15 protein-coding genes and 1 pseudogene are annotated in these 18,166 nt (G+C 60.6%); 14 read left to right on the top strand and 2 right to left on the bottom strand.

Translation table 11 applies throughout. The features are described 5' to 3' along the window. Positions 1–2: 2 nt before the first annotated feature. Positions 3–1,145, bottom strand: a pseudogene (locus tag PVW27_RS11345) (IS5 family transposase); the annotation flags it as partial. 913 nt (positions 1,146–2,058) lie between these two features. Here PVW27_RS11345 and PVW27_RS11340 point away from each other — a divergent pair. The 3 genes from PVW27_RS11340 to PVW27_RS11330 are packed head-to-tail and all read left to right on the top strand — an operon-like array spanning position 2,059 to position 5,641. Next, complete coding sequence (locus PVW27_RS11340; protein WP_274557808.1) at positions 2,059–3,528, top strand: acetyl-CoA carboxylase biotin carboxylase subunit; 1,470 nt, start codon at positions 2,059–2,061, stop codon at positions 3,526–3,528. Beyond that, complete coding sequence (locus PVW27_RS11335; protein WP_274557807.1) at positions 3,528–4,031, top strand: biotin/lipoyl-containing protein; 504 nt, start codon at positions 3,528–3,530, stop codon at positions 4,029–4,031. Before PVW27_RS11340 ends, PVW27_RS11335 begins: the two co-directional genes overlap by 1 nt. 2 nt (positions 4,032–4,033) lie before the next feature. Further along, positions 4,034–5,641 carry an acyl-CoA carboxylase subunit beta gene (locus PVW27_RS11330; protein ID WP_274557804.1) on the top strand — a complete coding sequence of 536 codons (1,608 nt, stop codon included), beginning with the start codon at positions 4,034–4,036 and terminating at the stop codon, positions 5,639–5,641. 107 nt (positions 5,642–5,748) lie between these two features. On the opposite strand, the gene PVW27_RS11325 is transcribed toward PVW27_RS11330, so the two are convergent. Then, a complete protein-coding gene (locus PVW27_RS11325) occupies positions 5,749–6,369 on the bottom strand; it encodes an acyltransferase (RefSeq protein ID WP_274557802.1) in 621 nt (206 codons plus the stop codon). 278 nt (positions 6,370–6,647) lie between these two features. Here PVW27_RS11325 and PVW27_RS11320 point away from each other — a divergent pair, with 278 nt between their 5' ends. The 11 genes from PVW27_RS11320 to PVW27_RS11270 all read left to right on the top strand — a co-directional run. Beyond that, entirely contained in the window at positions 6,648–7,832 is a 1,185-nt protein-coding gene (locus tag PVW27_RS11320; protein WP_274557800.1) for a lipid-transfer protein, read from the top strand. A 24-nt stretch (positions 7,833–7,856) separates the two neighbouring features. Further along, positions 7,857–8,687 carry an SDR family NAD(P)-dependent oxidoreductase gene (locus PVW27_RS11315; protein ID WP_274557798.1) on the top strand — a complete coding sequence of 277 codons (831 nt, stop codon included), beginning with the start codon at positions 7,857–7,859 and terminating at the stop codon, positions 8,685–8,687. A gap of 182 nt (positions 8,688–8,869) precedes the next feature. Further along, positions 8,870–9,499, top strand: a complete 630-nt coding sequence (locus PVW27_RS11310; RefSeq protein WP_274557796.1) for a TetR/AcrR family transcriptional regulator — start codon at positions 8,870–8,872, stop codon at positions 9,497–9,499. A gap of 3 nt (positions 9,500–9,502) precedes the next feature. Further along, positions 9,503–11,101 (top strand): acyl-CoA carboxylase subunit beta, encoded by a 1,599-nt coding sequence (locus tag PVW27_RS11305; RefSeq protein WP_274557794.1) that lies wholly within the window; start codon positions 9,503–9,505, stop codon positions 11,099–11,101. Between the two features lie 10 nt (positions 11,102–11,111). Beyond that, positions 11,112–11,906, top strand: a complete 795-nt coding sequence (locus PVW27_RS11300) for a crotonase/enoyl-CoA hydratase family protein (protein ID WP_274557792.1) — start codon at positions 11,112–11,114, stop codon at positions 11,904–11,906. Continuing rightward, positions 11,903–13,909 carry an acetyl/propionyl/methylcrotonyl-CoA carboxylase subunit alpha gene (locus PVW27_RS11295; RefSeq protein ID WP_274557790.1) on the top strand — a complete coding sequence of 669 codons (2,007 nt, stop codon included), beginning with the start codon at positions 11,903–11,905 and terminating at the stop codon, positions 13,907–13,909. Before PVW27_RS11300 ends, PVW27_RS11295 begins: the two co-directional genes overlap by 4 nt. After that, complete coding sequence (locus tag PVW27_RS11290) at positions 13,906–15,072, top strand: acyl-CoA dehydrogenase family protein (protein ID WP_274557789.1); 1,167 nt, start codon at positions 13,906–13,908, stop codon at positions 15,070–15,072. The genes PVW27_RS11295 and PVW27_RS11290 overlap by 4 nt, the downstream gene beginning before the upstream one ends. 53 nt (positions 15,073–15,125) lie before the next feature. After that, the gene (locus tag PVW27_RS11285; protein ID WP_047998012.1) at positions 15,126–15,692 is read left to right on the top strand and encodes a biotin transporter BioY; all 567 of its coding nucleotides are present in this window, start codon (positions 15,126–15,128) and stop codon (positions 15,690–15,692) included. A gap of 154 nt (positions 15,693–15,846) precedes the next feature. Then, positions 15,847–16,665: an MBL fold metallo-hydrolase gene (locus PVW27_RS11280; RefSeq protein ID WP_274557753.1), complete on the top strand. Its 819-nt coding sequence runs from the start codon at positions 15,847–15,849 to the stop codon at positions 16,663–16,665. A gap of 98 nt (positions 16,666–16,763) precedes the next feature. Further along, positions 16,764–17,756: an IS30 family transposase gene (locus tag PVW27_RS11275; RefSeq protein WP_274557752.1), complete on the top strand. Its 993-nt coding sequence runs from the start codon at positions 16,764–16,766 to the stop codon at positions 17,754–17,756. 97 nt (positions 17,757–17,853) lie between these two features. Beyond that, positions 17,854–18,166: helix-turn-helix domain-containing protein (locus PVW27_RS11270; RefSeq protein ID WP_274557751.1), on the top strand; the 313-nt coding region annotated here is incomplete at its 3' end.

Genomic DNA, 18,166 nt, shown 5'->3' with positions numbered 1-18,166 from the left:
GTGTCGCCAGTCGTTCCCTTGAGTGGGCATCGGGTCAGCCGAGCGTCGTTTTTCATGTGGCCGATCATCGGCTTGATGGCGCTTCGTAGTCATAGGAACTTGGCGATGGCTCTGGTGACGCCGCGCCGAGCACCGCTGATGAAGACCTTCACATTCTCCACGCCGTGGCCACGGTACTCGCGATCGACGAAGGCCATCTGCGGGCGCTGATCCGTCAGGATTTCCACCTGCTCCAGCGCCTCGTGCAGGGTGTGGCCGTCATAAGGGTTGCTTGGAAGCGACCGCATGGCGACGACAAAACCGCCTTAGGTGGTGGTGACGACGCAGACCTTCGTGCCGAACTCATAGCGCTTGTGCTCCTTTCCTTTTGAGATGCAGCTCACCGCCGGTTCGTGCAGGCTGTAGAGCTTTCGGTGGTCCTTCGGCTTCTGCGCCAGCAACCTGTTCACCAGCACCATCAGATCTTGCAGGCGCGATTTCAGTGGCCCGTCAACCACCTTGTCCATCTGCAGTTCTATGTCCCGCATAGCACGGCCAGTAAAGCCTTTGAGCCGACGCAGCGCCCTGCGCATCCGCTTGAATTGCCGGGCGTGAGCATAGCGACCGACCTGTCCGCAAAGCCGGGGGCCGAGGCGGTTGTAGTTCTGCCGCAGGCGGATGCCAGCCTCACGGGCCAACCCGGCCAACTTGCGCCGCGATGTTTTCGTAAAGTCGGGCATCGGTGGGGTGTGCGATATTCTTTTCCATCACCGTGGTGTCGACGGTGATCTTCTTCAGATGATCGTCCTGCACCGTCCCGGCGCGCTGTCCTGCCTTGATCGTCTCGGTCAGCAGCCACTCCACACCTTCCTCGCCAATGCGGTTGCGCCAGCGCGTCATGGATGAAGGATCAGTGGACGATGCTGACAGTACGTCTCGCCGCAGAAATGCTGCCAGTATGGGTTCTCCGCCCACCTCGCCACGACGGCTTCATCGGATAGTCGGAACGCGTGCTGGAGATAGAAGAGCCCGGCCTATTCCCGCTCGAAGACCTCCCAGTCGATCAGGGCGGCGAGCTTCACAAGTTCGTGGCGCATGTCGATCATCTCGACCAATCGTGTCCGAAGCAGATCATCCTGTTCCGGGGACGGCTTTCTGGACTTCATATCGCAGCTCGAAATTGCAGGGCTCCGGCCGCAATAATATCAAACGCTACATCCTAAACCTGAGGAAATCCACGCCCTATCTCGCAAGAACAGTGGAATAAGAGTTGTTCAGGGTGAACCACATTAGCCGCCGGCGCAGAACACGAGCGCTGGCTCCACTAACGTTTCTGCCTTTGATTTGCGGGTCTGCGGGACTGATTTCTTCCCAGGGCGGTCGAAGCGCTGGACGAAGCTATCTATCCCAGTATCCCGGACATCGAAGCCCCCGCCCGAAAACTGGACAATGTCCTCGTGCTACTCGTGGTCAGGATCGGATCGGACTTCAAGAACTGCCTTCTAACCCCGGGCGGCACAGGCGTCCACGGGCGGGCAGGCCGCAGTCACTGTCAGGTGCCGCGGATCGGGGATGCAGCGTCCTGCATGACACCCAATCCACGTGATAGACGATCTGACGTCGTTCATCGGTAAAATAGTGCGCCCTGATGGCTTCGAGATCAGCTGCCACAGCCTCAACCTGATTTGCCATTTCTTCATCCTCCAAGTATTAATAGTCTGGAGTGTTGACCATAATCAAACATCTGTTAGAAAATAGATCGAACCACGCCTTTCACGACCTGACGTTGATAAGCATGGTGGACGAACAATGCGGGGGCGTTTCGAAAATGGGTGAAGGCATAGTCCGGTCGCAGGGACGCGGCGATGAAACCGCTAATACGACGTCCCTACAACCGAAATGCTCTCAGCCTAGAGATGAAAGACGGGATCATGGCCACCATGCGTGCTGCCTAAGGCCACAGCGCATGTCGGGTGATCGTTCTGACCAGAGAGCGCGAGCGTGCCTTATTCCCGTGCCGGCCGACCTGGCCGCGCGCGACGGGCTGAACGCCTCGGACCCGAACAAGAGGAAAATACCATGACTATTTCAAAACTCCTGGTCGCCAATCGGGGTGAAATCGCGGCGCGCGTGTTGCGCACCGCCAAGGCCCGCGGCCTTGCAACGGCTGTGTTGCGCCACGTCGCCGAACAAGAGGGGCCGGCCCATCTGATCGCGGATGAGGTTGTGATGATCGACGGCCCAACGCCTGTAGCGGCTTATCTCGATATTTCGCAGATCGTTGCGGCCGCAAGAAAGATCGGAGCTAATGCGGTGCATCCCGGCTACGGCTTTCTGTCGGAGAATGCCGGTTTCGTCGCGGCGCTGGAAGAGGCCGGTGTGACATTTGTCGGCCCGACCTCCGAGGTCATCGACCTAATGGGCGACAAGGTCCGCGCGCGCGCCTTTGTGGAAAAGCGCGGCTTTCCCGTCGCCCCCTCGGCGATCGAGGATGACGACCCCACGACATTCGTCGAACGCGCCCGCACCCTGGGCTATCCGCTTCTCATCAAACCCTCGGCGGGCGGCGGCGGTAAGGGGATGCGCATCGTGCGCGAGGACAGCACGTTGAAAACCGAGATCGAAACCGCCCGCCGCGAAGGCCAGCGGTACTTCGGCGACGGTCGTCTGTTCGTCGAACGCTATATCGAGCGCCCGCGCCATATCGAGGTGCAGGTGATGGGCGACGGACAGGGCAACGTGGTGCATTTCTGGGAGCGGGAATGCTCGATCCAGCGCCGGTTCCAGAAGATCATCGAGGAAACGCCCTCGCCCGCGCTCTCGCCCGAGCAACGTCTGGAAATCTGCGAAACCGCCGCCGGAATTGCGCGCGCCGTCAACTATCGGGGTGCCGGAACCGTCGAGTTCATCTATGCGCAGGACGGGGCCTTCTACTTTCTCGAAATGAACACCCGCCTCCAGGTCGAACATCCGGTGACCGAGATGGTGACGGGCTTCGATCTGGTCGCCGAACAGTTGCGCATCGCGGCGGGCGAGGGGCTGAGCGCGGCGCAGCCGGATATTCGGCAGACCGGCCATTCGATCGAGCTGCGCATCTGTGCCGAGGACGCGACGGCCGATTTCCGGCCCGCGATTGGGGATATCCTGCTGCTGGACGAACCCCAAGGCGAGGGCGTCCGGGTAGACAGCGGCATTCTGGACGGCGGCAAGGTCACGACCGATTTCGACCCGATGCTGTCCAAACTGATCGTGCATGGGGCAGATCGCGCACAGGCCATCGCCCGTGCGCGGAACGCCGTGCAGAATTACGTCATCCTCGGGGTGACGACCAACACCGGCTATCTGGACGCGATCCTTGCACATCCCGATTTTGCGTCGGGCGATGTTTCAACCGGGTTTCTAGCCGAACAGGCGGATGTGCTGACCGCGCCGGGCGAGGATGTATCCACCCTGCTTATGGCGGCGGCGGCCCTGTCTGATCAACGTCTGGTGACCGACGTGATGCAGATACCCGAAATGCACCGCAAGATGGGCGGGTGGAGAAACTGATGCGCAGAATATTCATGATCGCCGGCCATGAGGCCGAATGCTGGCTAACCCATGATGGCAGCCGCTTTGTCCTGAACATGCCAGATGGCGCAGTTCCCTGCCAACTGGACCCGACCGGGGCGCCGGGCGCACATGTGCTGCGGACCGGGGGGCGGGCGCATGAGTTGCGGCTGGCGGTCGGATCGGAATCTACCTTCATACATTTGAACGGGCGCACCTTCGAGGTTGGGAGGGTCGATCCCGACGACCGGCTTGCCGGCAGGGAGGGCGCTGCAGGGGGTGATCGACTGTTGGCGCCGATGCCGGGGGTCGTCGTTTCGGTGGCGGTTAAGCCCGGAGACACCGTTACAGAAGGCCAGCCGCTTCTGGTCATCGAAAGCATGAAGCTTGAAACCACCCTGACCGCGCCGCGCGACGGTGTGGTTGCCGAAATGCCTTTTACCGCGGGTGACAGTTTCGGCCTGAAGGCCGTCCTTGCCCAACTGACCCCGCAGGAGGACTGACAATGCGCCGGATCGAAAGCCATATCGACACCAATGCCGCCGACTACAAGGCCAATTTCGCCGCCATGTCCGAACGGCTGAAGGAGTTTCACGCCCGCCAGCATGCGGCGCGTTTCGAGCGGCCCCAACGGGACATCGACCGCTTGGCACGCCAGAACAAACTGGGCGTGCGCGAGCGGTTGAAGCTGCTGCTCGATCCGGGCACGCCGTTTCTTGAATTCTCGACGCTGGCCGCCTGCCGCGAATATGATGGCGCCGTGCCCGGTGCCGCCGTGGTGACGGGCATCGGCATCGTGCAGGGCCGCGAGGTGGCCATCCACGCCAACGATGCCAGCGTCAAGGGTGGTGCCTGGTATCCGCATACCGTCAAAAAGATCGTGCGGCTTCTGGATGTCGCATTGGAAAACCGTTTGCCGGTCGTCCATATCTGCGATAGCGCCGGGGGCTTCCTGCCGCTGCAACACGGCGTGTTTCCCGACCGCTATCTGGGCGGCCGGGTGTTTCGCAACCAGGTCAAGCTGAGCCAGGCCAATATACCGCAAATTGCCATCGTTGGCGGGCATTGCACCGCGGGCGGCGCCTATGTGCCGACGCTGAGCGATTACAACATCATCATCGAGGGCACCGGGGCGATCTTTCTGGGCGGTCCGCCGCTGGTCAAGGCGGCCACCGGCGAAGAGGTCGGCGTGCAGGAGCTTGGCGGAGCGGTGATGCACACCTCTGTCTCGGGGACGGGAGATTATCGCGCCGCCACAGAACAGCATGCCTTTGCACTGGCGCGCGAGATTGTCAGTCAGTGGAAGCGTATGCCAAAAACCATCATAGAAACGGCGGCGCATGAGGAGCCCTATTACGATCCCAAGGAACTTTACGGGATCATCCCCAAGGACCGGAAGACCCAGTTCGACATGCGCGAGGTTCTTGCCCGAATCGTGGACGGTTCGCGGTTTCACGAATACCAGCCGGATTACGGAACCACGATGATTTGCGGTTTTGCCCACATCTGGGGCTACAAAGTGGGCATCCTCGCCAACAACGGGGTGCTGTTCAACGACAGCTCGCTTAAAGCGGCGCATTTCATGCAGCTATGCAACCAGAACCGTACGCCACTGGTCTTTTTTCAGAACATCACCGGCTACATGGTCGGCCGCGAATACGAGGAACGTGGCATCGCCAAGGACGGCGCCAAGATGCTGATGGCGCAGGGCGGCTCGGTCGTGCCCAAGTTCACCGTGATTGCCAATGCGTCCTACGGGGCCGGTAATTACGGCATGTGCGGGCGGGCCTGGGATGCGCGGACGCTGTTCATGTGGCCGCAGGCGGAAATCGGCGTCATGGGGGCGGATCAGGCCGCCAACACCATGGCCGACGTCAAGATCCGGCAGCTTGAACGCGAAGGCAAGCAACTGACCGAAGCGGAAATCGCTGCAATCCGCGACCCGGTGCTGGAGAAGTTCAGGCGCGACGTCGAGGCCTATACCTCGACCTCGGAGTTGTGGGATGACGGTATCCTCGACCCGGCGGACACGCGCAACGCGCTCGGCATGTCGATCTCCGCCTCGCTGAACGCACCTATTGACGATCCGCATTACGGGATATTCCGGCTGTGACGGCCTGAAGGGCAGGGCGGCGCACCGCGTTACTTAGGTGCCGTTCCGCACCAACGCGATACCATCTGGCGCTTTCGAGGCGCGAGAAAACCCGCCCCTTTCCGGTTTTAGACAAATGAGGATGGCTTCTGCCGCGCCTCTTGAATGGAAACGACGTCGGAGGTAGTCATCTCCGGCCTGTCGGTCTCGACCGCCTTAAGCGGCTCGACGGGCTTCAATTCGGCCAGACAGTCGCGGGCGAGTTGCTGATACTCGGCAGTTCCGCGTGTTTTCCAAGCGACTTCCTTCTCGGTGACGTCGCGGATCACCCTTGCCGGCGATCCGACCACCATCGAGCGCGGTGGAACTATCGTTTCGCCCCGCACGAACGCCTGCGCGCCAACGATTGATTCCGCACCAAGCTGCACGCCATCCATGATGACGGCATTCATCCCGACCAAGGCGTTCCGCCCCACTGTGCAACCGTGCAGGATAGCGCCGTGGCCGATATGACCGTCGGTGTCCACCACTGCGTCGCGGCCGGGAAAAGAATGGATGATGCAGTTGTCCTGCACATTGGCGCCATCCCCGATCACGATCCTGCCGAAATCGCCCCGCAGGCTTGCTCCGGGTCCGATATAGCACCCATGACCCAGGATGACATTTCCGATCAGAACCGCCTGAGGATGGACATATGTATCCTCGGGCACAACGGGAACGAACCCTTTGAATTCATAACAATACGCCATTATCTCTCCTTTTTGTGGGTTGGGAACCACTGGTTACCGGAACCAGACGTCAAACGCTCATCGACCGTCCAGTCGGGACCCGAAAGCCTGACAGGTGTTGGCTTCCGGAACGCGCGATCACGAAAATCAGTCATGTGTTAGCAAATGACGCAAGCGCCCTAAATCACGGTTTAGCTATGTTGACAGTTATCTAGGCTAAGCGCTAAAATCAAACATATGTTAGAAATTGAGATGGCTTCCCGTTCACAATAGCCAGACCAAGCATGGGAGAGAGAGAAATGAAAGACAAAGCCTATGTCGTCGGCGTCGGGATGGTCCCATTTCAGAAGCCGGGAAAATCTGATAGCTATGACGTGATGGCGACCGCAGCCACCCGTTCTGCCCTGGCCGATGCGGGTCTGGATTATGACAAGGTTCAGCAGGCCTATGTTGGCTATGTCTACGGCGACAGCACCTGTGGCCAGCGGGCCTTGTATCAAGTCGGCATGACCGGCATCCCGGTTCTGAATGTGAACAACAACTGCTCGACCGGTTCGTCTGCCCTGTTCCTGGCCCGCCAGGCCGTTGAAAGCGGCGCAGTGGAATGTGCTCTGGCACTAGGGTTCGAGCAGATGCAGCCCGGCGCAATCGGCGCGATGTTCCACGATCGGGTCAGCCCGTTTGCAGCGTTCGACGAAGAAACAGACGCTCTGATCAGCAATCCCGATATTCCGCTGGCGCTGCGCTATTTCGGCGGCGCGGGCAAAGCGCATATGGAAGAGTTCGGCACTACGCTGGAAACCTTCGCGAAAATCCGCGCCAAGGCCAGTCGGCATGCGGCCAAGAACCCGGTGGCGCTGTTCCGGCAGGAAGTGACGCCAGAAGACGTGTTGGCGGCGCAGGTCGTCTGGCCCGGCGTCATGACCAAGCTGATGGCGTGCCCGCCGACCTGTGGCGCCGCTGCGGCAATCGTGTGCTCCAAGGCCTTCGCCGACAAGCACGGTCTGGACAGCTCGGTCCGCATTGCCGCTCAGGCCATGACGACGGACGGCCCGGAAACTTTCGGCGCGCATGACATGCGCGAGGTCGTCGGCTATTCGATGGCTAAACGTGCCGCGGATAAGGTCTATGAGGCGGCGGGCATCGGGCCTCAGGATGTGGACGTGGTAGAACTGCATGACTGTTTCGCCCATAACGAGCTGATCACCTATGAGGCGCTTGGCCTTTGCCGTCGCGGTGATGCGGCGAAATTCGTCGACGATGGCGACAACACATATGGCGGCAAATACGTGACTAATCCGTCGGGCGGGCTGTTGTCCAAGGGGCATCCGCTCGGGGCGACCGGCCTTGCCCAATGCACCGAGCTAGTCCAGCAGCTGCGCGGGCAGGCCGACGCCCGGCAGGTCGATGGCGCGCGGCTGGCGCTCCAGCATAATCTGGGTCTCGGCGGAGCTTGTGTGACCACGCTTTATGAAAAAGCGTGACAGCACCAATCGGGAGGAGAAAACATGACTGGAAAACTTGACGGGCGCGTTGCGCTGGTTTCCGGTTCGGGCCGGGGTATCGGTCGCGAGATCGCGCTCAAGCTGGCCTCGGAAGGGGCGCGCGTTGTGGTCAACGATCTGGATGCCGACCCGGCCAATGACACCGCCGAGGCCATTCGTGCGGCGGGTGGCGAGGCCGTAGTTTGCGCCGGCAGCGTGACAGCAGACGGTTTTGCCGAGCGTTTCATCAAAACGGGCGTGGAGAGCTTTGGCGGACTGGACATCATCGTGAACAATGCCGGCTACACTTGGGACAGCGTCGTTCAGAAGATGACCGATGAACAGTGGCAGGCGATCATCGACGTTCACCTGACCGCGCCCTTCAGGATTCTGCGCGCCGCCCAGCCGGTGATCAGCGCCAAGGCCAAAGAAGAGGCTGCTGCAGGGCAGGAAGTGTTCCGCAAGGTGGTGAATATCTCATCCATCGCGGGGACCGGCGGCAATGCCGGGCAGATAAACTATGCCGCCGCAAAGGCCGGTATCTTGGGGGTCACCCGGACGATGGCCAAGGAATGGGGGCGCTACAAGGTCAATGTCAACGCGGTGGCCTTTGGCCCGATCCGCACGCGGCTGACCGAAGGCAGCGCCGCGGGCGACAGCACAATCAAGGTGGAAGACCGCGAAATCAAGGTCGGCGTGAACCCCGATCTTCTGTCCCAGATGGAACGTATGATCCCGCTGGGCCGGGTCGGCACCCCGCAAGAGGCGGCCGGCGCGGTCTATTTGTTCTGTACGCCCGAATCGAACTTCATTTCGGGTCAGCATATCATTTGCGGCGGCGGCTTCACGATCTGACCCAAGCCCGCCAAGCCACGTTTTCGGGCCTTGGCGGGCGACTGACATTTCCGGGCGGCCGTATGACGATTACCCGGACGGAATTTGCCACAAGTTCCAATCCAACACGTTCGGGGCGATTGACTCATTGGCACCAATTGCCTAACAGTTGTTAGTTAGGCAATATACCGTAAAGAGACCCCATGGCGAATACCACAGCTAGTAAGCTCAACGAAATCCCCCGTGGGGCGGTCGGGCGTGGTGGCGTCCTGGATGTTGCGGCGCGGCTGTTTCGCGAGCAGGGCTATGGGTCGGTGTCACTCAGAAAAATCGCCGCAGCCGCAGGGATCAAGGCGGGCAGCATATATTACCATTTCGGCTCAAAGGATGAGATCGTCGCCGCCGTTCTGGATGCAGGTATTCAGGTCGTTCATGAGAGCATGCGCCAAGCCCTTTCCGCCTTGCCCGAGAGCGCCGGCGCCGAGGCGATCCTGCGGGCAGCGATCAGGGCGCATCTGCGCGCGCTTCTGGACGTCAGCGATTATTCCTCGGCCAATGTGCGCATTTTCGGGCAGGTGCCGCAATCCGTCCGCGATGCCAATCTGCACACGCGCCGGGCCTATGAGGCCGAATGGGACAACCTGTTGTCCCGGCTTCAGGCAGACGGCGCGCTGAAACGCGAAGTGGACATCCGCCGCCTGCGCCTGATGTTGATCGGTGCGCTGAACGCCACGCTTGAATGGTTCGATCCGCACCGCGGCAGCGCAGAGGCGCTGTCACGCACCTATGCCGATGTGTTTCTCAACGGAATACTTGAAAGACAGGAGACCTGAGCCATGGCGCGCCTTGAAACAGCAGTGCTGACCGCATCAGAGATCTATGCGCGGAATCACCAGGCGCAAAGCGCGCGGGTCGGGACCTTGCGCGCGCGGATGGCCGTGGCCACCTCGGGCGGGCGCCTCGACATGGTCGAGCGCCACCGCAAGCGCGGCAAGCTGCTGGTACGCGAGAGGATCGACTTGCTGGTGGATCCGGGCACGGCGTTTCTGGAACTGTCGTCGCTCGCGGCCTACGGGCAATACGGCGGCGAGGTGCCAGGTGCGGGAATCGTGACAGGCATCGGCATCGTTCATGGGCTGCCCTGCATGGTGATCGCCAATGACGCGACGGTGAAGGGCGGGTCATTTTACCACGAGACGGTGCAAAAGCACATCCGCGCCCAGGAAATCGCGGCGGAAAACCGGTTGCCCTGCCTTTATCTGGTGGATTGCGGCGGGGCCTATCTGCCTGAGCAGGACCGGGTCTTTCCCGACGCCCGCCATTTCGGCAATTCCTTCTATCGCCAGACCAACATGTCGGCCAGCGGCTTGCCGCAGATCTCGGCCGTGTTCGGCGGCTGCACGGCAGGCGGGGCCTATATTCCCGCGCTGTCGGACGAGGTCATCATGGTGCGCGGCAACGCGCGCATCCATCTGGGCGGGCCCTCTATCGTCAAGGTGGCGATCAACGAAGTGGCCGATGGCGAAACGCTGGGTGGTGCCGAGATGCATTCGCGCGTCTCGGGCGTGTCCGACCATCTGGCCGAGGACGAATACCATGCGCTGGCGCTGATGCGCGACATCGTGGCCGAGTTGGGCCAGTCGCGCCCGATGCCGCCCGACGCAGCCCCCGCGCCGCCCGCGCATGATCCGTCAGAATTGCTCGGCATCATCAGCGCCGACCGCAAGCAGCCCTACGACATGCGCGAGGTTCTGCTGCGCATGATCGACGCGGGCGAGTTCCGCGAATTCAAGCCCGGCTGGGGTGAGACGCTGGTTTGCGGCACCGGGCGGATCCACGGCTATCGGGTCGGTATCCTGGCCAACAACGGCGCGCTGATGTCGGACAGTTCGCTGAAGGGGGCGCAGTTCGTCTCGATGTGCGACCAGCGCAATATCCCGCTACTGTTCTTGCACAACATCGCGGGTTTCATGGTCGGGACCGAGGCGGAGCGTGGCGGCATCGCCAAGAACAGCGCCAAGCTGGTCTATGCCATGTCGGTTGCCAAGGTGCCGCGATTGTCAGTCCTGCTTGGCGGATCCTATGGAGCGGGCAATTACGGCATGTGCGGACGCGGATTTGCACCGAATTTCCTCTTTGCCTGGCCGATGGCGGAGTTGGCCACCATGTCCGCGGACATCGCGACCAACGTGATGCAGGAGCTGCGCCGCCAGAAAGCCGGCGAACCTGAAAAGATAGAGACCGATCTTGCTGAGATCGAGACGCAGGTACGTGCCCAATATGGCGAACAGTCCGATCCGTATTACGCCACTTCGCGTCTATGGGATGACGGGTTGATCGAGCCCGGGCAAACCCGTGACATTCTAGGCCTGTGCCTGGCCGTCGTTTCATCTGTCCCCAAGGTCGAGCGCCACACGCCCGTATTCAGAATGTGAGGTCGGTGAAATGACGACAACTTATGAAACCATCCGGCTTGAGACCGATGCGCGTGGCGTCGCCACCCTGACCTTGAACCGGCCGGACAAGCACAATGCCCTGAACGGCACGCTGATCACCGAACTTTGCGACGCGGCCGGGCGACTGGTATCCGATAAAAACGTCCGTATCGTGGTTCTGACCGGTGCCGGCACTAGCTTTTGCGCTGGAGGGGATTTCAATTGGTTCGCCTCCAACGTCGAAAAATCCCGCGCCGAGCGGGTCAAACAAAGCGCCACGCTCGCGCATCTGTTGCGCCGACTGGACACGCTGCAAAAGCCGCTGATCGGGCGGATCAACGGCCCGGCATATGGCGGTGGCGTCGGCATGATTTCGGTCTGCGACTATACCATCGGCGCAGAAGGCGCACGCTATGGCTTGACCGAAGTGAAACTGGGTCTGCTGCCCGCCAATATCTCGCCCTACGTGGTGGCCCGCATCGGCAAGGTGCACGCGCGTGAAACCATGCTGTCGGGCGCGCTCTTCGACAGCGCGCGCGCCGAAAGGATCGGGCTACTTTCCGAGGTCGTCGCCGCCGACGCGTTGGATGCCGCCGTTGAACGGGTGGTGCACGATCACCTTCAGGCAGCGCCCGGCGCGGTGGCGGATACCAAGGCACTGATCGCTTATGTCGCCAGTCACGATCTGGAAACCAACATGATCTACACTGCCGACCGTCTGGCCGACGCCTGGGAAACCGGGGAAGGCATTGAAGGCATCAACAGCTTTCTCAACAAGAGCGTGCCTTCGTGGAGAGTGAAATGAGTTTCACCCGCGTCCTGATTACCAACCGGGGCGAGATCGCCCGGCGCATCCAGCGCGGGTGCCGCAAGCTGGGGCTGGAAACGGTTGCGGTCTTTTCCGAGGCCGACCGCGACGCGCCCTTCGTAGCCGAGGCGGATCACGCTGTCTGTATCGGCCCGGCGGCTGCGTCTGAAAGCTACCTCAACGTCCCGGCCATCCTGGGGGCAGCGCGCGCCACGGGCGCGGGTGCGGTGCATCCCGGTTATGGCTTTCTGTCCGAGAACGCGGATTTCGCGGCAGCGGTCGAGGCCGCAGGGCTAGTCTTTATCGGACCGGAACCCGATGCCATCGCTCAAATGGGGTCCAAGATCGCGGCGAAGGCTGCGGCCGAGGCCGCAGGGGTGCCGGTGCTGCCCGGGTACCGCGGTGCCGATCAATCGGATTCACGCCTGCTGCAAGAGGCGGGCGCGCTTGGGGTGCCATTCCTGGTCAAGGCCAGCGCCGGCGGTGGCGGACGCGGGATGCGTCTCGTCACCGACATGGCCGACGCGCCCAAGGCCATCGCCTCTGCCCGGGCAGAGGCGCAGGGTGCGTTCGGCGATCCGGCGGTATTTTTGGAACGCTATGCGCTCCGCTCCCGCCATGTCGAGGTGCAGGTGCTGGGCGACACGCATGGCAACCTGGTGCATCTCGGCGACCGGGACTGTTCGCTGCAACGCAATCACCAGAAGCTTATCGAAGAGGCCCCCGCGCCGAATCTGCCAGACGATCTGCGCGAGCATATGCGCGCTGCCGCCGTGCGCCTTGCACAGGCGATCGGATACCGCTCTGCCGGAACGGTTGAATACCTATATGACCCCGAGCGCCGCGCCTATTACTTCCTTGAGATGAATACCCGCCTTCAGGTCGAACATCCCGTCACCGAGGCGATCACCGGAATCGACTTGGTCGAATGGCAGTTGCGCATCGCGCGGGGCGAGCGGCTGACTTTCCAGCAACCCGACGTACACTTCGAAGGCCACGCCATCGAAGTGCGCGTTGCCGCCGAAAACCCGGCCGAGAATTACCGCCCCGAAACCGGCAGGATCACGCTGTGGGTGCCGCCTTCGGGCGTGCGGCTGGATACGGGCGTCGGGGAAGGTTCAACTGTCGGCCATCACTACGATTCCATGTTGGCCAAGCTGATCATCCATGCGCCGGACCGGGCGCAGGCCATCCGCAAGAGCGTGGCCGCAATCGACGGCTTTGCCGTGGGCGGGCTGGGGCTGAACCTGGCGTTTCAGCGCGCCTTGTTAATTCATCCCGACTTTGCCGCGATCCGGCATCACACCGCCGGGCTTGGCGAGATGTTTGTGAACGGGTGGGCACCCCCCGCACCCGATGCGCAAAGCCGCGCGCTAGCCACACTGGCCCTGCATTTGCATCTGGTCCCGACGGCCGGGAACACCCCTTGGCAAGGTCTAGGTGCGTGGCGTCTGACCGCGCCCGCAGGCCGGCCCGGCGCTGCCTTCTATTGGGCCTTGGGCGACGAAGACCCGACCAGCGCGGCGGGCGATAAAAGGCATCTGACGATCAGATTGCCGGACGGCACCCCTGTTACCGTCGAAGCGCCCGGCCTGACCGCCGACCGCCTGACAGGGCGCGTTGGCGGCGTGCCCTTTACCCGCGCCGCGCACCTGCGCCGCACGAAAAAACACTGGCAGGTGTTTCTGTCAACGCCGGATGGTATGGCCGGGTTTGCCATTGAAACGCTGGAGGACAGACACCTGCAACGCGCTTCGGGAAAGGTCGGCGGGGCAGACTTGCTTGTCACGCCGATGCCCGGTGCAGTGGTCGAACTGCGGGTCGCGCCCGGCGATCGGGTCGCGGCGGGCGATACACTGGTGGTGCTTGAGGCGATGAAACTGCTGCAAAGCCTGGTCGCCCCGTTTGCGGGCATCGTAGCCGAAATCTACTGCGCCGCCGGCGACACCGTCGCCGGGCAAGCGCCCCTTGTAAAACTCGATCCAGAGGAAACCCAATGACCAAGCATGACATGATTGATGCGGCCACAGGCCCGTTCAGTGAGGACCTTAACATGATCCGCGCGCAGCTGCGCCGCTTCATCGAAACCGAAGTGACGGCCAAGGCCGACGCTTGGGAAAGGGATGGCATGGTGCCGCGTGACGTGCTGCGCCGAATGGGCGATCTGGGCGTGCTGGGCATGCGCTATGACGAGCAATATGGCGGCGCAGGGCTAAATGTGATGTCCAGCGTCGTGCTGGCCGAGGAAGCGGGGCGCTCCACCTTCGGCGGGTTTTCGGCCACGGTTCTGGTCCATACCGACATGGCCTCGCCGCATCTTGAAAACGCCGGTACGCCCGAACAAAAGGCGCGCTGGATGCCCTCGATCACCTCGGGCGAAAAGATTGCCGCAGTGGCCGTGACCGAACCGGGCGCCGGGTCTGACGTGGCGGGGATGCGCACGCGCGCGGTGCAGGACGGATCGGACTGGGTGATCAACGGCACCAAGATGTTCATCACCAACGGCGTGCATGGCGACATCTATTTCGTCGGCGCCAAGACCGACCCGGACGCCAAGGGCTCGCGCGGGATCACCATGTTCACGGTCGAAAAGGGCACACCGGGGTTCTCTGTCGGCCGGGCGCTGAACAAGACCGGCTGGCTGTGCTCGGACACCGCCGAACTGATCTTCGAGGATGTGCGCATCCCGGCAGAGAACGTGCTGGGGGAGGTGAACCGGGGCTTCTACTCGGTGATGAAGAACTTCCAGAACGAACGGATCGTGCTGGGTGCAATGGCCTGCGCCGAGGCGCAATCCGCACTGGAAATGACTGTGGATTACGTCAAGCAGCGCAAGGCTTTCGGTGGTGTGCTGTGGGACAAGCAGGCAGTGCGCCAGCGATTGGCCGATTGCCAGACCCGGATTGAAGCGGGACGTCAGCTTACCTATCACGCTGCGTCACTAGATGCCGCGGGCCGCGATTGCGTCAAAGAAGTATCGATGGTCAAGGCCTATTGTGGCGAGCTGGTAAACAGCGTGCTTTACGACTGTGTCCAGTTCCATGGCGGTATGGGCTATATGCGGGAAACACCCGTGGAACGCATGTCGCGCGATGCCCGTGTCCAGGCCATCGGCGGCGGTGCCACCGAGGTCATGCTCGAAGAGGTCGCCAAGCGGATGTGAACTCACCATTACAAAAACCATATCAACGACCAACTGACACAAGGACTAACAAAATGAATTTGGAATCTACTCAACGCCAACCACTCGCAAGTCTGTCCCGAGAGTTCGCAACTATACTCATCGGCACCATTCTTCTGACACTCTCCGCGAAAATCGTGGTTCCTTTCTACCCGGTTCCGATGTCGACCCAATCCCTAGCAGTCCTGGGCCTTGGACTTTTTCTGGGTCCAGTTCGCGGTGGACTTGTTGTAGTAATCTACCTTCTGGAAGGCGCGCTTGGCCTTCCGGTTTTCGCTGGCACGCCTCCCGCGCCGGCCGGATTGGTCTATATTGCCGGCCCCACAGGCGGATACTTGATTGGGTTCGCACTCGCAGCGGCTGCCGCTGGATGGATGGTTCAAAAGTTGAGAGGGTTTCAGCCTGCATTCAGAGCAACTGTCGCTGTACTTTTCGGTTCCATGCTTATGTACTGCGCAGGGCTCTTCTGGCTGGGCGGCTTTATCGGCTATGGAGAAAAATTGATGAACGCCGGGCTTTACCCGTTCCTGCTTGGAGATCTGGCCAAGGCGGCAATTGCTGTGGTGCTGTATACAGGGTTCCAAAATCGGGGCCGTGTTTGAACGCTGGGCTTCGTTGCTTTGTTCCAGTGCCGGGTTCGACCGGCGCTGAAAACCAGCTTGAGGCTTCCGAAACTGTGCAAGAGCAAGAGGCGGAGCTGCATGATACGGATTGTTCGCAATCAATACATGGTCGTAAAGAATGACAAGAAACAACATGTTTTACGGTGAGCCTGACCCTCCTCGTGCGCAGGGCGTAGAGGTGGCCGAGGGAATCCTAAGGATCGTTGCCAACAATCCCGGGAAGATGACCTATCACGGGACGAATAGCTATATCATTGATACTCCTGACGGTCGGTTCATTATCGACCCCGGTCCAGCAGAAGACAGTGCACATTTCGAAGCAATCGTCGAGAATTTGGGAGCCAACCCTGCCGGAATTCTCCTGACACATCACCATTCCGATCATTTCGGGGCCGTGCCGGCATTGCGCGAACGTACAGGTTTGCCGGTTTATGTTTCGCGCGCATTTCCTGACGATGCGTTTCAACCTGACGGCTTTTTGAAAGACGGGCAGGTGATCGCTGGTCTTACTGTCCTGCACACACCTGGTCATGCGAGCGATCACCTCTGCTTCGCGAGGCCGGATGGAGTACTTTTCACAGGCGATCACGTGATGAGTTGGAACAGTTCTATAGTCAGCCCCCCTGACGGCAACATGCGCGATTACTGCACCCAGCTTCAGCGGCTAATCGATCGCAACGATAAGGTCAGCCTGCCGGGTCACGGACCTGTACTCCGGGACCCGGGACCGTACGTCAAACGGTTGCTCGCCAACCGGATGCGTCGTGAGTCGGAGATTCTCGCGCACCTCTCAAGTACCTCCGACTCGCTCCAGAATATCGCCACTTCTGTTTACAAAAAATCTGACCCGCATATTGCAATGGCCGCCGAACGAAATGCCGCGGCGCATCTGGAGAAGCTTCTTTCAGAATCCCGGGTGGTTCAGGACGAAGGGATCTGGAGATTGCCTTAACATAAAACGAATTATCCGTATTCTTAATTGTAGCCGGGCACATTCTAACTTGGGTTGCGACAAATCCCCTATCTTGCTGGAAAGCAGGAGAATGAAAGATGGCCCACACAGAGCTGAACCTACGCGAGAGGCGTGCGATTGAAGATATGTTGAACGCCAAAATGTCCGTCGACAAGATCGCCGCTGAGGTCGGCAGGCATCGCTCGACTGTGTATCGCGAGATCAAGCGGAATCGATTTGTCGACGACGACCTGCCAAACCTGAATGGCTATTATGGGATGAATGCCCAGAGGTCTGCTGTCGAGCGTCGCGCTCGGCGTCGCAAGCTGGTGCGGTTCGTGGATCTTCGAGTTCATGTTATCAAGCAGTTGGAGGAAGGATGGTCACCGGAACAGATCGCGGGGCGCTTGCGGTATGAGGGTCAAGATTTGCGCGTCAGCCATGAGACGATCTATGCCTATATTTACGGGCCCGACGGCCAGTCTGAACAATTGGCCCGTTATCTGCCGCATCGACGTAAGAAGCGGCATCCGCGAGGTCGACGCACGCCGCGTGGCCTTGTTTTTCCGCCGGATCGGTCGATCCATGAGCGGCCCGCCTACGTCAGATCGCGTGAGACATTTGGCGAATGGGAGGGCGATCTCATGATCTTTGAACGTGCACAGGGCAAAATGAATGTAGCTTCACTGGTCGAGCGCAAGACGCGCTTCGCCGTCCTGTTCCGGAACAATGATCGCAGCACGACGCACCTGATGAACCGCCTGATGGGCGTTATGGAACCCCTGCCCCAACCTGCACGCAAATCAATCACGTTCGATCGCGGGATTGAGTTCCGCGACTGGCGCAAACTCAAGCCAGGGATCGGCACTGAGGCGTGGTTCTGTGATCCGCAGGCTCCGTGGCAGAAGGGCTCTGTCGAGAACCTGAACAAGCGGGCGCGTCGGTTTCTGCCACGAGATGCGCCCGTGGCCGCTCTCTCAAATCGCGATATGAAGGCGATTTGCGACCGCTTGAACAACACACCCAGAAAATGCCTCGGATGGCGCACACCGACTGAAGCATTCAGGGAAGAACTGATGAAACTGAGATAGCGGAACCTGTCGCAACGTACCTTGAGATTTCACGGGTGGATTCACATCCGAAGTGCAAATTCTGTATCAAAACAGAATGTTGCATGGAGGATGTCGAATGGGACGCTGCTACCCTCACCTGAGTTTGGAAGAGCGCCGGAAGCTTGCCAAGTGGCGTGAAGCCAAAATGCCGGTTCCAAAGATGGCGGATCGGCTGGGTCGTGCTCCGTCCACGATCTATCGCGAACTGAAGCGCAATTACTATCACGACAAGGAATTGCCGGAGCTGAACGGTTATCACGCGTTAGTACTACAGTTGCGTATTTTGAAGATCTCTGATTCAATTCTTTCCGAGAGAATGGGAGCGTTGGGTCATGACTGTATCGGATTGGGCTGGGTCGGCTTCAGATTGGCGCGAGGCGCTTGCAGGC

It is taken from the genome of Seohaeicola sp. 4SK31, assembly GCF_028802875.1.
Lineage (GTDB): Bacteria > Pseudomonadota > Alphaproteobacteria > Rhodobacterales > Rhodobacteraceae > Seohaeicola.
Note: the sequence above shows the minus strand (reverse complement) of the source record. Positions and strands in the feature narration are given on the sequence as shown.